Source organism: Plantimonas leprariae (assembly GCF_008802405.1).
Taxonomy (GTDB): domain Bacteria; phylum Pseudomonadota; class Alphaproteobacteria; order Rhizobiales; family Rhizobiaceae; genus Plantimonas; species Plantimonas leprariae.
In genome coordinates this window covers 198,527-216,388 of record NZ_VZDO01000008.1, presented here as the reverse complement: position 1 = coordinate 216,388, position 17,862 = coordinate 198,527, and the positions used below count along the sequence as shown (strand labels likewise).

17 protein-coding genes are annotated in these 17,862 nt (G+C 67.9%); all 17 read left to right on the top strand.

What is annotated here, in order from left to right; all coding sequences use genetic code 11:
- The coding region (locus F6X38_RS11810) for a flagellin (protein WP_281353061.1) at nucleotides 1-126 on the top strand (126 nt) is incomplete at its 5' end.
- Nucleotides 127-356: 230 nt separating this feature from the next.
- Entirely contained in the window at nucleotides 357-2,042 is a 1,686-nt protein-coding gene (gene fliF, locus F6X38_RS11805; RefSeq protein WP_150970022.1) for a flagellar basal-body MS-ring/collar protein FliF, read from the top strand.
- Nucleotides 2,043-2,045: 3 nt separating this feature from the next.
- Nucleotides 2,046-2,876 carry a hypothetical protein gene (locus F6X38_RS11800; protein WP_150970021.1) on the top strand — a complete coding sequence of 277 codons (831 nt, stop codon included), beginning with the start codon at nucleotides 2,046-2,048 and terminating at the stop codon, nucleotides 2,874-2,876.
- Complete coding sequence (locus tag F6X38_RS11795) at nucleotides 2,873-4,006, top strand: flagellar motor protein MotB (RefSeq protein ID WP_246191305.1); 1,134 nt, start codon at nucleotides 2,873-2,875, stop codon at nucleotides 4,004-4,006. Before F6X38_RS11800 ends, F6X38_RS11795 begins: the two co-directional genes overlap by 4 nt.
- Nucleotides 4,003-5,382 carry a hypothetical protein gene (locus F6X38_RS11790; RefSeq protein WP_150970019.1) on the top strand — a complete coding sequence of 460 codons (1,380 nt, stop codon included), beginning with the start codon at nucleotides 4,003-4,005 and terminating at the stop codon, nucleotides 5,380-5,382. Before F6X38_RS11795 ends, F6X38_RS11790 begins: the two co-directional genes overlap by 4 nt.
- Nucleotides 5,379-6,791: a flagellar hook-length control protein FliK gene (locus F6X38_RS11785; RefSeq protein ID WP_150970018.1), complete on the top strand. Its 1,413-nt coding sequence runs from the start codon at nucleotides 5,379-5,381 to the stop codon at nucleotides 6,789-6,791. Before F6X38_RS11790 ends, F6X38_RS11785 begins: the two co-directional genes overlap by 4 nt.
- A 529-nt stretch (nucleotides 6,792-7,320) precedes the next feature.
- Entirely contained in the window at nucleotides 7,321-7,992 is a 672-nt protein-coding gene (locus tag F6X38_RS11780) for a response regulator transcription factor (RefSeq protein ID WP_150970017.1), read from the top strand.
- Nucleotides 7,993-8,165: 173 nt separating this feature from the next.
- Entirely contained in the window at nucleotides 8,166-9,851 is a 1,686-nt protein-coding gene (locus F6X38_RS11775; protein WP_150970016.1) for a flagellar hook-basal body complex protein, read from the top strand.
- A gap of 101 nt (nucleotides 9,852-9,952) precedes the next feature.
- On the top strand, nucleotides 9,953-11,770 hold the full coding sequence (gene flgK, locus F6X38_RS11770; RefSeq protein ID WP_150970015.1) for a flagellar hook-associated protein FlgK: 1,818 nt from the start codon (nucleotides 9,953-9,955) through the stop codon (nucleotides 11,768-11,770).
- Nucleotides 11,771-11,785: 15 nt separating this feature from the next.
- Nucleotides 11,786-12,853 (top strand): flagellar hook-associated family protein, encoded by a 1,068-nt coding sequence (locus F6X38_RS11765; protein ID WP_150970014.1) that lies wholly within the window; start codon nucleotides 11,786-11,788, stop codon nucleotides 12,851-12,853.
- A 58-nt stretch (nucleotides 12,854-12,911) separates the two neighbouring features.
- Entirely contained in the window at nucleotides 12,912-13,259 is a 348-nt protein-coding gene (gene flaF, locus F6X38_RS11760; RefSeq protein WP_150970013.1) for a flagellar biosynthesis regulator FlaF, read from the top strand.
- A 2-nt stretch (nucleotides 13,260-13,261) separates the two neighbouring features.
- Entirely contained in the window at nucleotides 13,262-13,714 is a 453-nt protein-coding gene (flbT, locus tag F6X38_RS11755; RefSeq protein ID WP_150970012.1) for a flagellar biosynthesis repressor FlbT, read from the top strand.
- The gene (gene flgD, locus F6X38_RS11750) at nucleotides 13,711-14,130 is read left to right on the top strand and encodes a flagellar hook assembly protein FlgD (protein WP_150970011.1); all 420 of its coding nucleotides are present in this window, start codon (nucleotides 13,711-13,713) and stop codon (nucleotides 14,128-14,130) included. Before flbT ends, flgD begins: the two co-directional genes overlap by 4 nt.
- Before the next feature lie 4 nt (nucleotides 14,131-14,134).
- Entirely contained in the window at nucleotides 14,135-14,401 is a 267-nt protein-coding gene (gene fliQ / locus F6X38_RS11745; RefSeq protein ID WP_150970010.1) for a flagellar biosynthesis protein FliQ, read from the top strand.
- Nucleotides 14,402-14,581: 180 nt separating this feature from the next.
- On the top strand, nucleotides 14,582-16,678 hold the full coding sequence (flhA, locus tag F6X38_RS11740; RefSeq protein ID WP_150970009.1) for a flagellar biosynthesis protein FlhA: 2,097 nt from the start codon (nucleotides 14,582-14,584) through the stop codon (nucleotides 16,676-16,678).
- Between the two features lie 17 nt (nucleotides 16,679-16,695).
- A complete protein-coding gene (locus F6X38_RS11735) occupies nucleotides 16,696-17,445 on the top strand; it encodes a flagellar biosynthetic protein FliR (protein ID WP_150970008.1) in 750 nt (249 codons plus the stop codon).
- A complete protein-coding gene (locus tag F6X38_RS11730; protein ID WP_150970007.1) occupies nucleotides 17,442-17,849 on the top strand; it encodes a hypothetical protein in 408 nt (135 codons plus the stop codon). Before F6X38_RS11735 ends, F6X38_RS11730 begins: the two co-directional genes overlap by 4 nt.
- The last annotated feature ends 13 nt before the right edge of the window (nucleotides 17,850-17,862 follow it).

The following is a 17,862-nucleotide window of genomic DNA, read 5'->3' as shown; positions in this document are numbered from 1 at the left end:
GACGCCGACATGTCGGAAGAGTCCACCAAGCTGCAGGCCCTGCAGGTCAAGCAGCAGCTCGGCGTCCAGTCGCTCTCCATCGCCAACCAGGCGGCGCAGAGCATCCTCTCCCTGTTCCGCAGCTAAGACCGGCAAGCGATACGCCATTCAGGCTCGCGGCGAGTGTAACGGAGTTCGCCGCGCTCTTGACCTCCAGGCGCCCTCGGATCGACAGCGATCCGGGGGCGTCTTGGCGTTGGCATACCCCTAAATTTCAGGAGGTTGCCTCCTTAACGATCAGTGAACGCCATCACATCCGCGCAAGCTTGGCCGACCACATTCCGGACGTTGCGGAGCGTGCATCGGCAGGCGGTGAAATGGCGATTCTCACGGGCGACAAGGCCCGGCAAATCCTCGAAAACCTGAAGGCCCTCGGCCCGCGCAAGCTGGGCGCGATGGCGATCATCGGCACGCTCGTGGTGGCATTGGTCGGTCTCGGCGCCTGGTCGCTGAGCCGACCGTCGATGGAAGTGCTCTACACCGGCCTCGACCGGCAGGACGTGACGCGCATCGGCGCGGAACTGACCGAGGCGGGCATCACCTTCGACGTCAACGCCAAGGGCGACACCGTTTCCACCCCGTTCTCGGCCACCGCCTCGGCCCGGATGCTGCTGGCCGAGAAGGGCCTGCCGCGCTCGGAAGGGGCGGGCTACGAGCTCTTCGACCAGCTCGGCTCGATGGGCCTCACCTCCTTCATGCAGGAAGTGACCCGCGTCCGCGCGATGGAGGGCGAACTCGCCCGCACGATCCAGACCCTGAAGGACGTGCGCGCCGCGCGCGTCCACATCGTCCTGCCCGAGCCCGGCACGTTCCGGCGCGAGACGCAGAAGCCGTCCGCCAGCGTCGTCATCCGCACCGACAACGCCGAAGCCTTCCGCTCCGCCGACGCCATCCGCCACCTCGTCGCGTCCGCCATTCCGCAGATGAGCCCGGACGAGGTCACGGTGCTGAACACCGACGGCACGCTGCTCGCGTCCGGCGACGACGGTGCCTCCGCCTCCTCGACCAAGCAGCTCGGCATGGAAGGCGTCGTTTCCCGCTCGATCGAGGATTCGATCCGCCGCACCCTCGCGCCCTATCTCGGCATCGGCAACTTCCAGTCCAGCGTCGTCGCCAAGCTCGACACCGACCGCCGCAGCGTGAACTCGCGCAAGTTCGACCCGGAAGGGCGCGTCGAGCGTTCGACGCGCACCGTCCGCGAGACCGGCCAGAGCAACGACAAGCAGGCCGACAAGACCACCACCGTCGAGCAGAACCTGCCGCAGCAGGCCGACGCGACGCCGGCGAGCGGCAACGAATCCTCGGAAGCGAAGGACCGCCGCGAAGAGCTGACCAACTACGAGATCAACGAGACCACCACGCAGACCGTTTCCGATGGCTACGACGTGAAGCGCCTGTCAGTCGCGGTCGTCGTCAACCGCAAGCGCCTGACCGACTCGATCGGCGCCGACGCCACGCCGGAGAAGGTCGACGCGGCGCTGGCGCAGGTGAAGGCGCTCGTCGCCTCGGCCGCCGGCTTCTCCGACAGCCGCGGCGACCAGATCGAGGTCACCGCCGTCGACTTCGCCGCCAACGGCGACTCGATGGAGCCCGTCGCGCCGCTGGGCCTCGGCGACATGCTGATGCGCCAGTCGGGCACGCTGATCAACGCGCTGACCATCCTCGTCGTCGCGGTGCTGCTCATCTGGTTCGGCTTGAAGCCGGCGATCCGCACCATCGTCGGTGCGAAGGACGGCGCAGGCGACGCGGGCAGCATCGAACTCGCCAATGCCGGCATGGGCGAGTTCGGCGGAGGCGGGCTCGGCGACTTCTCGGCGGGCGGTTTCGGCGGTGCGCTGGGCTTCGGCGAGCCGGGCTCCGGCATGGACGCCGAACTCCTCGAAGACCTGACGCGCAGCCAGGCGAACTCGCCGCAGGCGCGCCTCGAGAAACTCGTCGACTTCGACGAAGCGCAGGCGGCCTCGATCCTGCGCAACTGGATCCATCAGAAAGAAGCGGCCTAAGCGATGATCCCCCTTTCCCAGTTTCTCGCGAACGGCACCGGCGACGACTTCACGCCGCTGATGGCCCTCGCGGCCCGCAAGGCGCAGATCGCCCAGTCTTCATCGGCCAGCAAGACCCGGCCGCTGAAGGTCATCCCGAAGCCGGCCGCACCCGCCGTGCCGGCGAAGGCAGCCCCGGCCGCGGCCCCGGTTCCAGTGGCGGCGGTGTCGCCTCGCCTCGTCACCGAACCGCGCGTTCCCTTGCGCGAGTTCGAAGCCGAGCGCGCCGGACGCGAAGCGGACCGGGCCGAGCATGAGGCGGCGCTCGCCGCGGCGGTCGAAGCCGCCCGAAACGAGGGCATGGAGGCGGGCCTCGCGATGGCGCGCGAAGCGGCGGAAGCCGATCTGGCGTCGAGGCTCGAAACCCTTCGCGGCGAGCTCGCCGAGGAGCATTCGGGCGCCTTGACGGCATCCCGCGAGCGCTGGACGACGGAACAGGCCGACCGGCTCGCCGATCTCCTGATCCTGCAGATGGCGATCCTGGAGGAGACGGTGAAGCTCTCGGTCGGCAACGTGCTGCGTCCGCTGGCGCTCGACGTGCGCCGCCGCCAGACCGTCGACGAGATCGTCGGCGCGGTGCGCACGATCGCGCTCGACGGCGGCGCGTATCGCATTGCGGCCTCCGGTCCGGCCGATCTTCTCGAAGCGCTCGAAGCCAAGCTCGGCGACGACGCGGGCCTCGTGTCCTTCGCGCCCGACGACGAGAAGACCGACGTCAGGATCGATGCGGACGCGACCGTGATCGAAAGCCGCCTGTCGTCGTGGCGTTCGGCGCTGGAGGAGGCGCTCTCGTGAGCTCCACCGCAAACGTCGAGCACGTTCCGGCCAGCCAGATCATCATCGTCAAGCGCAACTACGACGCCGACGAGGGCCACCACGGCGGCGCCTGGAAGATCGCCTTCGCCGACTTCATGACGGCGATGATGGCGTTCTTCCTGGTGATGTGGCTGACCAACGCCTCGGACGACGCGACGAAGAAGAAGGTCGCGCAATACTTCAACCCGATCCAGCTCAACTCCACCTCGCCGGCGAATGCCGGCTTGCAGGACAAGGCCGAGAACGTCGGCTCCGGTCCGGAGAAAGGGCAGGGCAAGGCGGAAGCCGGCGAGAGCAACGAGAACAAGCCGGTGAGCGGCACGGCGCTCGGGGGCGAGGAGCAGGCGCTGTTCCGCGACCCCTACGCCGTTCTCGCCGAGATCGCGGCGGAAGGCGGCAACGGACCCAAGCAGGGCGACACCGGCGTGCCGAACGGTTCCGGCCTGCCGGGCCTGAACGGCGGCGAGGCCTATCGCGACCCGTTCGACCCGACATCCTGGCAGCTCGAGCCGAACGCCGTGGCGAAGGCCGCGGACGGGACGCCCCTGCCGCCGGCCGAACTGGCGCCCAAGGAGATGGCCTCCCTGCCGAAGACGGAAGTAACGACGCCGGCCGGCGACAAGGCTTCGCCGGCCAATCCGGCGGAAGCCGCGGCCGCTAAGCTCGGCGAGGAAATCTCCAAGGCCGCGAACGCGGCGTCGCCCGGCGCCGCTTCCGGCATCGAGGTGAAGGCCGGCAACGGCAGCGTGACGATCTCGCTCGCCGACAACATCGCGGGCGGCATGTTCGAGATCGGCTCGGCGAAGCCGACCGCCGAGGCTCTGGCCCTGGTGGAAAGCATCGGCAAGATTCTCGCCGGGAAGCCGGGCTCGATCTCGATCCGCGGTCATACCGACGCGCGGCCCTATCGCGGTGCCGAATACGACAACTGGCGGCTTTCGGCCGCCCGGGCGCAGTTCGTCTACTATATGCTCGTGCGCGGCGGCATGGACGAAAAGCGGGTGTCGGGCATCGAAGGGGTCGCCGACCGCGATCCGAAGATCCCGTCCGATCCCGAGGCCGCCGCCAACCGCCGCATCGAGATCTTCCTCAAAGAGCCGGCCGCATGACGTCCATCCTCGCAAGGTGCGCGGGCGGCCTCCTCACGGCCGCCGCCGCGTGCAGCACCGCCTTCGCGGTGGACGCCGTCGGCGCGCCGCCGGTCGTCGTGGCCGCGACCTTCGAGGTCGGGCCGACGCCGGAGCCGGTCGCCGCGCCCGCCGTTTCCGCCGAGACGGTCGGCAGCGTCGCTCCGAGCGCCGGACAGCCGGGCGAGGCGAAGTCCGAGACCGCGACCTCGCATGACGACGCGCCGGCCGCTCCGGCCGAGCCGGAAGCCGAGCACGCCGCTGCGCCGGTCGCGCCGACCCGCTCGCCGATGCCCTTCGACATCATCCGGACGCTGCAGTTCCTGCAGGATCAGGTGGCGCGGGGGAACGGGCGGGCGATCCGCGTGCAGGCGATGCTGCTGCGCCGCTTCGGTCCCGCCTTCGTCGAGGCCGATCCGTCGATCTGGACCGATCCGCGCAATCGGCGCGCGGCGATCCTCTTCGCGCTTTCCGGCGGTCCGCCGGAGGTGCTGCGCCGGCTGGTCGCGGCCGGAGCCTTCGACGAGACGACGAAGCCCATCGCGGAAGGCGCGCTGGCCTATGTCGTCAACGACCTGCCGAAGGCCGGAAAGCTGCTTTCGCCGATCGACCTGAAGAGCGTCGAGCCCGGAATGGCGGCGCAGATCAGCCTAGTTCTCGGGCAGGTCGAGCAGCAGGACCGGCCGGCGGAGGCTCTCGCCCATCTCGACCAGGCGCGGCTGCTGGCGCCGGGCGGGCTGGTGGAGGAGGCCGCGCTGCGCCTAGAGGTCGTTCTCGCCGAGAAGCAGGGCGATCCCGGCAAGGCCGACGACCTCGCCCGGCAGTATTTCGATCGCTTCTCGCGCTCGTCCTATGTCGGCAATTTCCTGGCGCGCTTCGCCATGGTCTTTTCCGAGCGGCCGGCGACGGATCCCGCAGCGTCGCTCGCGAGCATGCTCGACATCACGGTTCGGCTGGATCCCGCCGGCAAACGCGAGCTCCTGCTCGCCGTCAGCCGCCGCTCGCTGGTCGCGGGCAAGCTCGAACTCGCCCGGCTGGCCGGGGCGGAAGCGCTGAAGATCGATGGCGCGGGCGGCGAGGATGTGCAGCGCGGCAACCTCTATGCCGCCGCGGCGGGTCTCGCCGCGCCGGACGGGGCGCTGGCCGCCGACGAGTTGAGGACCGTCGACCGGGCGCAGCTCCATCCCGCCGACGTCGATATCTTCGACGCGGCGAACACCGTGCTGTCGCATATGCAGGCTCCCGATGCCGGCGAGCCGCCGCCGCTCGACGCCGCCGACGCGGCGTCCTCGCCGGTGCTCGACCGGGCGCAGAAGCTTCTGGACGCGGTCGCAGGCGATCTCGGAGAAACGAAATGAACGTATCCATGGCCGCGGCGCTGTTCTCGGTCGAGGCGACGGGCGGTTCCCAGGCTCCCGCCGACGCCGAGGCGAAGCGCGAGGACTTCGGCATCGCCGTGAAGGACGCGGCGCAGAAGCACGGCGGCAAGCGCACCGGCGCGAAGGACGTCGGCCTGCGCAAAGACACCAAGGAGATCGACGTCGAGCCGTCCAAGGACGCCGTGGAGGATGACGGTTCGGGCGGCCTGCCGACACCCGCCGAGCTGCTCGGTCGGCTCCTCGGTATGACGCCGGCGGTCGCGCAGGTCGAGCAGCAGGCGTCGAGCCCGCAAGCGTGCGGTGAGGAGACGGCTGGGGACGACGCACCAGATGGCGCGCTGCAGGAGCGCATCGTCATCTCGACCGTCGCTGACCTCGCGAACCCCAGCACGGGATCCGGCGAGACGAGCAAGCGTGTAGCTCTACGCGTGACCGGCATGGAAACGCATTTCGAGCCGCGCCTCGACGGCGCGACGCTGGTGGAAGACGCGCCGTCGACCCCGGTCGAGGCCGCTGCGGTGGAAAAGCCGGCGGCGGCTCCGAAGCGGGCCTTCGCCGACATGCTGCGGCGTATCGGCGGGCAGTCCACCGACACCCGTGCCGAAGGCGTTCCGGCGGACGCGAAGGTCGACGCAAGCGGCATCGCCGCGGATCAGGCCGGCGGCGGGCACAGCGAGCCGGAGGGCGGCGGCGAGGGGACGAGGCGCGAAGGCCAGCCTTCGCGCGCGGCCGACAGGATGCATATGGCGAACGCTTCGTCCCACGGCAGAGCGGCGGATGCGGTGGTGGAGCGAGTGGAGCCACAGGCGAAGGGCTTGTCGACCGGGCAGATCGTCAGCGCCCAGATCGCCGAGCATATCGTCGACGCCTTCGCCTCGTCATCCGACGCGAAGGGAGCATCGGAGGCCCCGCGATCGGCGGCCGGCACGCAGCAGGTGCTGCGGATGACGGCGGGCGGCGCCGCGCTTAAGACGCTCTCGATCCAGCTCGAGCCGCAGAATCTCGGGCGCGTCGACGTGGCGATGCGGCTGGTCGACGGGCGCCTGCAGGTGGAGCTCGCGGCGAGCGAGCCCTCGACCGCCGCCGCGCTGGCGGGCGACCGGCACGGCCTCCGCAAGATCCTGGAGCACGCCGGCTTCGCGCTGGACGACGCCGCGATCACCATCGTGTCGCGCGACATGGGACAGGGGATTTCGACCCCTGCGGCCGGCGGCACGGATGGCGGCGGCCGGGCATCCGACGGCGGTTCGAGCTTCGGCCGCTCGTCGGACGGGCGGTCGTCGGGCGAGGAGCGGCCGTCGAACGGTCGCCGGCAGCAGGCCGACCACGGCGATCGCGGCGAGCCGTCCGCGCGGACCAAGCCGCAGACCGGTTCGGTCTATCTCTGAATTCTTGCAGGTGGACCGCACGTCGCGCCGCCTGCTAGCCTCCGCCGCGAGGCTGAACGGATCGGCGCCCGACGCGGCCTCGCTTCAACCGAAGCCGGACCCGGCGGAGTTCGTGCGAATGCTTCGAGCACCTGCGCTTCATGCTGCTCGGGCGCCCGTTTCTGCGGATCGCCGGCGGCAGATCGTCGGGCGATCCGCTTCGGCAGCGGGGTTCGTCGCCGCCTCGCGCGATCTCTCGTTCCGCCTTCGATCCTCCCTTGTTCGAGCGATGCTTCCGGGCCACAGCGAGGCCTCGTCGAACGACGCCCGGTTGACAAGCCGGCAAACAACCCGCTTCGGCCTTGCACGAACCCGTCGCGAAACTTTTCCCGGACTGAAGAAGCCGCTGCAAACCGATGAGTTCTCTGATCTTTTCGCCGAAGCTCGAAACCTCTCGTTAACCCTATCATGAGTTTTAGGGATAGCTGCCAAACGTCTTAACTCGGTATCAATATTCCCACGGCAACCGACGACAACGCAGGTGGGACAGATGATCATTGTGGTCGACGATCGCGAGCTGGTGACGAGCGGATATCAGTCCCTGTTCGGCCAGGAAGGCGTCTCCTCCGCCGGATTCGGCGTCGCCGAGTTCCGCGACTGGGTCGAGACCGCGCCGGAGACCGACATCTCGGCGGTCGAGGCCTTCCTGCTCGGCGACTTCCCGGAGCGCTCCAGCTTCACCCGCCTCGTCCGGAACCGCTCCGCCGCCCCGATGATCGCGCTGGCCGAGACCCGCGCGCTGAACTCGACGCTCGACCTCTTCGCCGCCGGCATCGACGACGTCGTCGCCAAGCCGGTCCACGTCAAGGAAATCCTCGCCCGGGTCGGCGCGATCCGCCGCCGCGACGCCGGCTCCGAGCGCGGCCGCACCGTGGTCGACGAGATCTGCGTCTTCTCCGACGGCCGCGACCCGGAAGTGGGCGGCAAGGCGATGATGCTGCCGCGCCGCGAGCGCCGCATCCTCGAATACCTGATCAGCAACCGCGGCCGCCGCGTTTCGAAGCAGCAGCTCTTCAGCGCCATCTACGGCGTGTTCGACGAGAACGTCGAAGAGAACGTCATCGAGAGCCACATCTCGAAGCTGCGCAAGAAGCTGAAGATGCGCCTCGGCTACGACCCGGTCTCCTCCATGCGCTACCTCGGCTACGGCATCGGCGTCTGATCCGGCCGAAGCATTCCTTCCCGAAGAGGCCCGACCGGCAACGGTCGGGCCTTTTGCTTTCAAGCTATTGTAATGCTTGCGCGTTTACTTTTCGGAAACCTTTCCGGCAGTTCCGCGCAAGCTGCGAAAGCTAATCCTGACGGCGACGCTTCGGTACAAAAGGGCACCGACCGATGAGCAATATCATGCGCACCAGCACGTCTGGGATGAACGCGCAATCCTCCAAGCTTGCGGCGGTCTCCCAGAACATCGCGAACTCCGACACGACCGGCTACAAGCGCTCGGGCGTCGAGTTCTCGTCGCTGATCCTGCCGCAGACCGGCGGGTCGTACAATTCGGGCTCGGTCATGGCGCAGGTGCGCACCGAAGTCTCGAAAGCCGGCTCGACCGTCCAGACCGGCAACGCCAACAACCCGAAGCAACTGGACATGATGATCCAGGACGACGGCTTCCTCGTCGTCGGCGACGGCAAGGGCAGCTACCTGACCCGCGCCGGCTCGTTCCGCATGCAGCCGGACGGCACGCTGGTGAACGCCGCCGGCTATACGCTCAAGGGCTACCCGATGGGTGCGAACGGCACGGACGCGACGCTGAACGGCTTCGCCGGGCTGGAGGACGTGAACCTCAATACCGGCCTCCTCAGCGCCAATCCGACCACGGAGGGAACGCTCACCGTTCCGCTCGACCAGGCCTTCGTCACGGGTCCGAAAGCCACGGGTTCGCCTGCCGCCGCCTTCAGCGTCACGGGCGTCACCAGCTCGGGCACCCCGGCGAACGACCGGATGAACTTCACGGTCACGATCGACGGCGGAACGCCCATCGCCGTATCCGTCGGCAGCGCGACCGGCCTCGGCGGCATCACGGCGGCAGACGTCGCGACCGCGATCAACAACGCCGTCGGCAAGCCCGTCGCCACCGTGAACGCCGGCAAGCTTGTCTACACGGCGACCGGCGATCGCACCGGCACGGCCAGCACGATCGCCGTTTCGAACCCGACATTCACCGGCGCGACCGCGGCCACGATCGCCGGCGTGGGCATGGCGTCCACGCCCGGCACCGCTGCGACCGATCCCGCCGCCAACCTCGCGAACGCGATCTCCGGCACCTCGACCCGGTCCGTCTCGATGACGGTCTACAACAATGCCGGCGAGGCGGTGCCGCTGCACGTCTACTACACGAAGACGGACGACGCGACGAACACCTGGAAGATGGCGATCTTCGACGGCCGCGACGCTTCGACCGGCACCGCGACCTCGCCCTTCCCGTACGGCGTGACGGGATCGGCGCCGCTCGCGACCGCGACGCTGCAGTTCGATCCCTCCACCTACAAGCTGACGAAGATCACTCCCGGCGCGAACACCACGCAGGCCAACAACACGACGCTCGGCATCAGCCTGACCGGCATCGGCGGCGGCAACCTCAACCTCGACATCGGCGCGACGACGCAGTTCTACAAGCCGGACTCCTCGGCCCTGACCGCGACCGTCAACGGCAATCCGCCGGAAGTGGTCCAGCAGGTGCAGATCGGCAAGGACGGCACCATCACGGCGCTCTTCACCTCCGGCACGCAGCGTGACCTCTTCAAGATCCCGGTGGCCAAGGTCATGGCGCCCGACAGCCTCGTCGCGCTTTCGGGCAACGTCTACCAGCCCGGCGTCGAATCCGGCCAGGTCCTGATGGGCACCGGCGGCGAGAACGGCTTCGGCGAGGTGACGGCGGGCGCGCTCGAAGGCTCCAACGTCGACCTCGCCTCCGAGCTGACCGACATGATCACCGCGCAGCGCAGCTACACGGCGAACTCCAAGGTCTTCCAGACCGGCTCGGAGATCCTCGACGTGCTCGTCAACCTGAAGCGCTGACGCGAGCGGCGGCGGCCTTCCGGCCGCCGATCCGAACAGCGTTCCGGCGGGGCGGCCGACGCCCCGCGATTTCCGCCCTTCGTTCCTGCGGTGCCCGCTCGATGTCGACGCTCACTTCCGCCCTCAACACCGCGAAATCCTCGCTGTCGGCCACGCAGGCGCAGACCGCGCTGGTGTCGCGCAACATCGCGAACGCCAACACGGAGGGCGCAACCCGCAAATACGCCAACGTCGTCACCGGCGCGGGCGGCATCGTGCAGGTGTTGTCGGTCGCGCAGTCGTCGAACTCGGTCCTGTTCCGCAACATGCTGGACTCGACCTCCGGCGTCGCGCAGTCGACCGTGGTCCAGAAGGGCCTCGAGCGCATCAACGAGATGATCGGCGACATCGCCAACGGCCAGACGCCGGCCGCGCTGATCGGCAAGCTGACGGACGCTCTCGATGCCTACGCCAAATCGCCGAACAACTACGACTTCGCCAGAACCGCGGCGGATGCGGCGAAGGACGTCGCGACGGCGCTGAACCAGGGCACCGAGACGGTCGACACGATCCGGCGCGATGCCGACGACCAGCTCGCCGACGCCGCCACCGACATGACGCGTCTTCTGTCGAAGATCCAGGACCTCAACGACCGCGTCGTCATGGGCACGGCGACCAACCGCGACGTGACGGATCTGGTCGACCAGCGCGATCAGGCGGTCGCCGAGCTTTCGCAGTTCGTCGGCGTGACCGCGAAGACGCGCGGCAACAACGACCTCGTGCTCTACACCGACTCGGGCGTGACGCTGTTCGACAAGGTGCCGCGCACCGTCGGCTTCGTTCAGACCCATCCGCTGGCGGACGGCCAGGACGGCAACGGCTTCCAGATCGACGGCGTGCTCGTTACCGGCGCCAACGCCATGATGCCGCTGAAATCCGGCAAGATCGCCGGCCTCGTCGACCTGCGCGACCACGTCGCCGTGTCCTACCAGAACCAGCTCGACGAGATGGCGCGCGGCCTCGTGGCGGCGACGGCCGAACGGCCGGCCACCGGCGCCGACGTGCCGGGCATCTTCACCTCGCTGAACACGCTCGCGTTGCGCACGACGAGCAAGGTCGACGTCGGCACCTTCGCGGCGGGCTCCCTCGCGAACGGCAATGTCATGACGTTCGACCTGCAGCTCGGCGGCACGACCTACAAGGTGTCGGGCGAGCTTCTGACGGCCGACTTCGCCTCGGCCACGGCCTTCGCCGCGAAGCTCCAGACCATGATCGCCGCTGCCGTGCCCGCCGGCGGCACGGGAACGCTCGGCGCGGACCATGTCGCCGTGACCGCCGACGGTTCCGGCAAGATCACGCTGTCGGCCGGCGGCACCGGCGCGAAGCTCGCGCTCGGCATCTCGAACTTCGCGTCCAGAGCGACCCTCGGCACGGCGACGAACGACGCGACCGCCAAGACGGGCGGCCTCGTGGCAGCCACCGCCGAGATCACGAACACGACGATTCCCGGTCTGGCGCGGCTGATCTCGGTTTCGTCCGCCGTCACCGCGAACGCCGCCAAGATCCGCGACGGTGTCGGCGTCACCTACAACACCGCGAATGCCGGCGGCTATACCGCGCGCATCAACGCGCTGATCGGCAACCTCACGGGGAACCAGAGCTTCGCCGGAGGGACAGAGACGATCGCCAGCGGCACGCTGGCGGCTTTCGCGACCTCCTCGACGAGCTGGCTGCAGGACAAGCGGTCGAGCGCCACCTCGACCACCGAATACAAGCAGACGCTGCTCGACCAGACCAAGACGGTGCTCTCGAACGAGACCGGCATCAACCTCGATACCGAGTCGCTGAAGATGCTGGAACTCGAGCGGTCCTACCAGGCCTCGTCGAAGGTGCTGACGACGATAGACCAGATGCTGAAGACCCTGATGGAAGCCATCTGAAGAGATTGACCGGCCATGACCATCTCGACCCTTAATCTTTCCGGCTCCCAGTACAAGACGCTCCAGAAGCTGCAGAAGCAGTTCTCGGACGCGACTTCGGAGGCCAGCAACAGCCGCCTCGTCGACGTCGGACTGTCGCTCGGCCGGCTGACCGGTACCTCGGTCAACTACCGGGTGCAGGAGTCGAGCCTTGAGTCGCGGCTCCAGTCCAACAAGGTCGTCGACAACCGGCTCGACCTGATCGACGACGCGATGGAAGCGATCTCGAAAAGCGCCAGCGACATCCAAACCTCCGCGCTGGTCGCGAAGAAGTACCCGCAGTACCAGTCGCTGGCGAAATCGGCGCTGCAGCAGTTGCAGGGCTCGCTGAACACCGCGGACGGCGGGCTCTACGTCTTCGGCGGAACGAACGCCGATGTCGCGCCGATCACGAACGTCGACACCGGCCTGACGGCGGCCAAGGCGAATTACGACGCCTTCCTGACCGCGGTGGCCGGACCGACCAAGGACGCCTCGAAGGTTACCTCGGCCCAGATGACGGCCTTCCTCAGCGATGCCGGCTATGTCGCGACCGACTATCCGACGGTCGGCACCAACACCACATTCAGCTTCATGGACACGGTGAAGAACCCTGCCTGGGGAACGAACTGGTCCAAGGCGTCCGACGACGTGACGCAGGCCGGCATCTCGAAGACGGAGACGATCGACACGTCCGTCAGCGCGAACAACGACGCGTTCAAAAAGGTGACGGCCGCCTATTCGATGCTGGCGACGATCGACATCACCGCCCTCAGCGACGCGGTGAAGGACGTGGTTTCGCAGACGGCGGCGGTGACGCTCGCGGCGGGCACCGACGGCATCACCGCGCAGCGGGCGCTCGTCGGCACGCGGCAGAACCGCATCGACGCCGCCAATGCGGCGATGACCTCGCAGAAGGACATCGTCTCGAAGGCCTTCAACGACATGGAAGGCGTCGACCCCTACGAGGCGAGCCAGAAGATGAACGCGCTGGAGCTGCAGCTCAACACCGCGATGGCGGCGACGGTGCGCATCCAGAAGCTTTCCATCCTCGACTACCTCTGATCGCTCGTCCGCGATCCCATCACCGAACGCTTAGCGACTGCCACAGCAAGGGACAGGTATGTACCAATTCTCGTATTCCGAGATCCGGCAGGAAAGCGGCGCGGACTCGCGCGAGCGCGAGCGCCAAGCGCTCGACCGCGCGATCGAGCTGATGGAGCGGGCCGAAACGGCGGGCGCCCATTCGTCGGAAACCGTCGAGGCGATCTACGCGACGCGCACGCTCTGGAGCATCCTCGTCGAGGATCTCGCCAACCCCGACAATTCGCTGTCCGAAGAGCTTCGGGCGAGCCTCATCTCCATCGGCCTCTGGGTGATGCGCGAGGCCGACGCGATCCGCCTCGGCAAGGCGAAGAGTTTCCGGGGCATCATCGACGTCACCGCGATGATCCGCGAAGGGCTGGAGTGACGATGGCGACGCTGAAGCTTTCCCTCCGGCCGGGCGAGCGGATCTTCGTGAACGGCGCGGTGATGCGCGTCGACCGCAAGGTCTCGCTGGAACTCCTGAACGACGCGACCTTCCTGCTGGAAAGCCACGTCATGCAGGCGCACGAGGCGACGACGCCGCTGCGCCAGCTCTATTTCCTGGTGCAGACCATGCTGATCGCGCCGGAAGCGGCCGCGCAGGCGGCCGACGCCTTCCGCAAGAGCTATCCGCTGCTGATGGCCGCGTTCTCGAATGCGAGCGTTCGCGACGGGCTGATGGACGTCGCCGACCACGTGGAACGCGAACGGCCGTTCGAGGCGCTCCGTGCCCTGCGGGCTCTGATCCCGGCCGAGGACGCGATCCTCGCCGGCAAGCCGGTGCCGACGCGCCGGAAGGCGGACGAAGCGGTCCGGCAACTCGAAGGGGCAACGGCATGAGCGCGGTTTCGGCCACGAGCGCGGCTTCCGCCGCCACCAGCACGGACACGACGAAGTCGACGCACAAGACGGACGCGGAGAAGAACGCGCTCGACTACAACTCCTTCCTGCAGCTCCTCGTCGCGCAGATGAAGAACCAGGATCCGCTGAACCCGTCCGACCCGACCGAGCAGCTCAGCCAGCTCGCGTCGTTCTCCAACGTCGAGCAGTCGATCAAGCTGAACGACAAGCTGTCGTCGCTGCTGACCGTCTCGTCGCTCGGCCAGGCGGACGGCGTGATCGGCCGCACGATCACCTCGGCGGACGGCACGGTCTCGGGTGTCGTCAAGTCGGTGACGATCAAGAACGGCGCCGCGGTCGCGACGCTCGCCAGCGGCGGAACCGTCGATCTCGGCAACGGCATCAAGGTGGAATGAGGCGATGAACGAAGCCGACGCCATCGACATCGTCCAGTCCGCCGTCTGGACGGTGGTCATCGCCGCCGGGCCCGCCGTCATCGGCGCGATGCTCGTCGGCATCGTCATCGCGCTCTTCCAGGCGCTGACGCAGATCCAGGAAGTCACGCTCACCTTCGTGCCGAAGATCATCGCGATCTTCGTGATCATCGCCTTCACCGCGTCCTTCACCGGCGCGCAGGTCTACGCCTTCACGCAGGAAAGCTACTCGCGCATCGAACACGGGTTCTGATCCCGCGCCCCGAGCGAGCCGAGAGTTTCGAACGCCGCGTCCGGTTCGCACCGGCGCGGCGTTTTCGTTTCGTCCAGCCCGGCTCAAGCGAGGCAGCGGAAAAAGCGATGCCGGGACGGGCATGACGCCTACGCCCCATATCGCTGACCCAGGGAAGCATGACGCTTCCGGGAGTGCCCGATGGCCGCCGTCGACTCGATCAAGCTGAACCCGCCCGCCGGCGCGCCGACCAGCCGCCGCGACATCGGCTTCGCGCTCGGCATCGTCTTCATCATGGCGGTGCTCTTCGTCCCGATCCCGCCGTTCATCATCGACTTCGGCCTGACCATCTCGATCTCGCTGTCGGTGCTGATCCTGATGGTGGCGCTGTGGATCGAGAAGCCGCTCGACTTCTCGTCCTTCCCGACCGTCCTCTTGATCGCGACGATGCTACGCCTGTCGCTCAACATCGCGACGACGCGCGTCATCCTCAGTCACGGCAACGAGGGGCACTACGCCGCCGGCCACGTCATCGGTGGCTTCTCCGAGTTCGTCATGGGCGGGGACTTCGTGATCGGCCTCGTGGTCTTCGCGATCCTCATCACCGTCAACTTCCTCGTCATCACCAAGGGCGCGACGCGTATCGCGGAAGTCGGCGCCAGATTCACCCTCGACGCCATCCCCGGCAAGCAGATGGCGATCGACGCCGACCTGTCGGCCGGCCTCATCGACGAGCGGGCGGCGCAGGTCCGCCGCCGGGAACTGGAGGAGGAGTCGTCCTTCTTCGGCTCGATGGACGGTGCCTCGAAGTTCGTGCGCGGCGACGCGATCGCCGGCCTGATCATCACCGCCGTCAACATCTTCGGCGGCATCGTCATCGGCATCACGCGGCACCAGATGGACGCGAGCACCGCTGCCGACGTCTTCGTGAAGCTGTCGGTCGGCGACGGCCTCGTGACGCAGATCCCGGCGCTGATCGTCTCGCTCGCCGCCGGCCTCCTCGTGTCGAAGGGCGGCACGCGGGGCGCGGCCGAGAAGGCGATCATCTCGCAGCTCGGCTACTATCCGCGCGCCATGATGGTCGCGGCGGGGCTGATGGGCCTCCTGTCGCTGCTGCCCGGCCTGCCGATGCTGCCCTTCATGGCCGCCGCCGCGGGTCTCGGCTTCGTCGCCTACACGGTGCCGAAGCAGCGCGCCGCCGCCGAGAAGGCCGCTGCCGACGAGAAGCTGATGATCGAGGCGGAGCAGGCCGAGACCGAGCGCCAGTCGGTGAAGGAGTCCCTGCGCATCGTCGAGGTCGAGCTCGTGCTCGGCAAGCAGATGGGCGCGCATCTCGCCTTCGCGCGCGACGAGCTCGGCAACCGCGTCGGCAAGATGCGCCGCCGCTTCGCCTCGCGCTACGGCTTCGTGGTGCCGGAGATCAAGCTCTCGGACGACCTCAGCGTCGAGCCGAAGAGCTACGAGATCAAGGTGCACGGCACGACGGTGGCCTCGCAACCGCTGCGGCTCGGCGAGCTCCTGATCGTGCTCGGCGACTCGCCGGTGCCGGACATCCCGCACGACCTCACCAAGGAACCGGCCTTCGGCCTCCGCGCCGCCTGGATCTCGGACACGTTCGGCGCCGCCGCTCGCCGCGCCGGCTTCGAACCGGTGGACACGCTGTCGATCGTGCTGACGCACCTTTCCGAGGTGATCCGCAACAACCTCGCGCATCTCCTGTCCTACAAGGACATGCGCTCGCTGCTCGACCGGCTGGAGCCGGAATACAAGCGCCTCATCGAGGAGATCGTGCCGGCGCATATGAGCTACAGCGGCCTGCAGGCCGTCCTGAAGCTGCTCCTCGCCGAGCGCGTCTCGATCCGCAACCTGACGCTGATTCTCGAAGCCATCGCCGAGATCGCGCCGCATGTCCGGCGCTCCGAGAAGATCGTCGAGCACGTGCGCATGCGCATGGCGCAGCAGATCTGCGGCGATCTTCTGCATAAAGGTCAGCTCGCGGTCCTAAGGCTCGGGAACCGCTGGGATCTCGCTTTCCACCAGGCCCTGAAGCGCGATGCCAAGGGCGATGTCATCGAGTTCGACATCGATCCGCGCCTCGTCGAGCAGTTCGCGACCGAAGCCTCGAAGATCATCCGCGAGAAGACCGATCAGGGCGAGAGCTTCGTGCTCGTCGCCTCACCGGACGCGCGCCCCTATGTCCGGATGATGATCGAGCGCATCTTCGTGAACCTGCCGGTGCTCTCGCATCTCGAAATCGCGCGCGGCGTCGACATCAAGCCGCTCGGCTCGATCTCCTGACAGGGAGGGTCAAGCTCGTGAACGCCGACACCTCCGTCGCCGTCCTGTCGCTGTTCCTGATCTTCTGCCGGGTCGGGAGCTGCCTCATGCTGCTGCCGGGCTATTCCTCGCTGCGCATGCCGGTACAGATCCGGCTCCTCGTCGCGGTGGCCGCGTCGCTGGTGATCTCGCCGGCGCTGCTGCCGGGCATGCAGGGCCTCGTCCAGTCGTCCGGCGACGACATGCGGCTGCAGCTCGTCGTGACCGAGATGTTGAACGGCGCACTGATCGGGCTGCTCGGGCGCGTCTTCATGCTGGCGCTGCAGTTCGCCGGCACCTTCGTCGCCAACGCGATCGGCATGGGCAACGCTTTCGGCGTCGCGATGGAAGACCAGGAGCCGGCCATCGCTTCGCTGATCACCCTCACCGCGACGGTGATGATCTTCACCCTGAACCTCCATGCCGAAATCCTGCGCGCGCTCGTCGCCTCCTACGGGCCGATGCCGGTGGCGGGTGGGTTCGTGTCGCGCGCCGGCCTCGTCTCGCTGACCGACAAGCTCGACGAGACCTTCATGCTCTGCCTTCGGATCGCGAGCCCGTTCGTGGTCTACGGCGTGATCGTCAACTTCGCGGTGGGGCTGATGAACAAGATGACGCCGCAGATCCCGATCTACTTCATCTCGCTGCCCTTCGTGATCGCGGGCGGCATGGTGCTGCTCGGCTGGGCCATCGGGGATTTCCTGCGCATCTTCGTCGCCAGCTTCCAGACCTGGGTGTTCAACGGTTGAGCGCGGAACGGGAGCGGGCGGAGCGTTTGAAGCGGCTGCTCGACGTGCAGGCGCGCAAGCGTCGCCTGGCGGAATGGCAGCTTGCGGAACTGCGCCGCGAGGCGGGTGAACTCGCGGCCGCCAGCGCCGAGATCATCGAGAGCCTCGGCACGCAGTCGCTGCTGAACGGCCTCTTCCTCGAAGGGCGCGCCTCGGCGCTTCGCCGCAACGAGGCGAAGATCGTCCGCAACCGCGACGCTGCCGCCAAGGCCGGCGCGGCATTCGCCGAGGCGCAGGGCATCGAGAAGCGCATGGAGCGCGCGGTCGCCGAGGCGGAAACCGTCGCCGCCCGGCGCGAGGAACGCGACGCGCTGGCAGCGACGCTGGACGACTATCTCGCGGCCGCCCGCACAAGCCTCGAATAAGACGGCGCGGCTA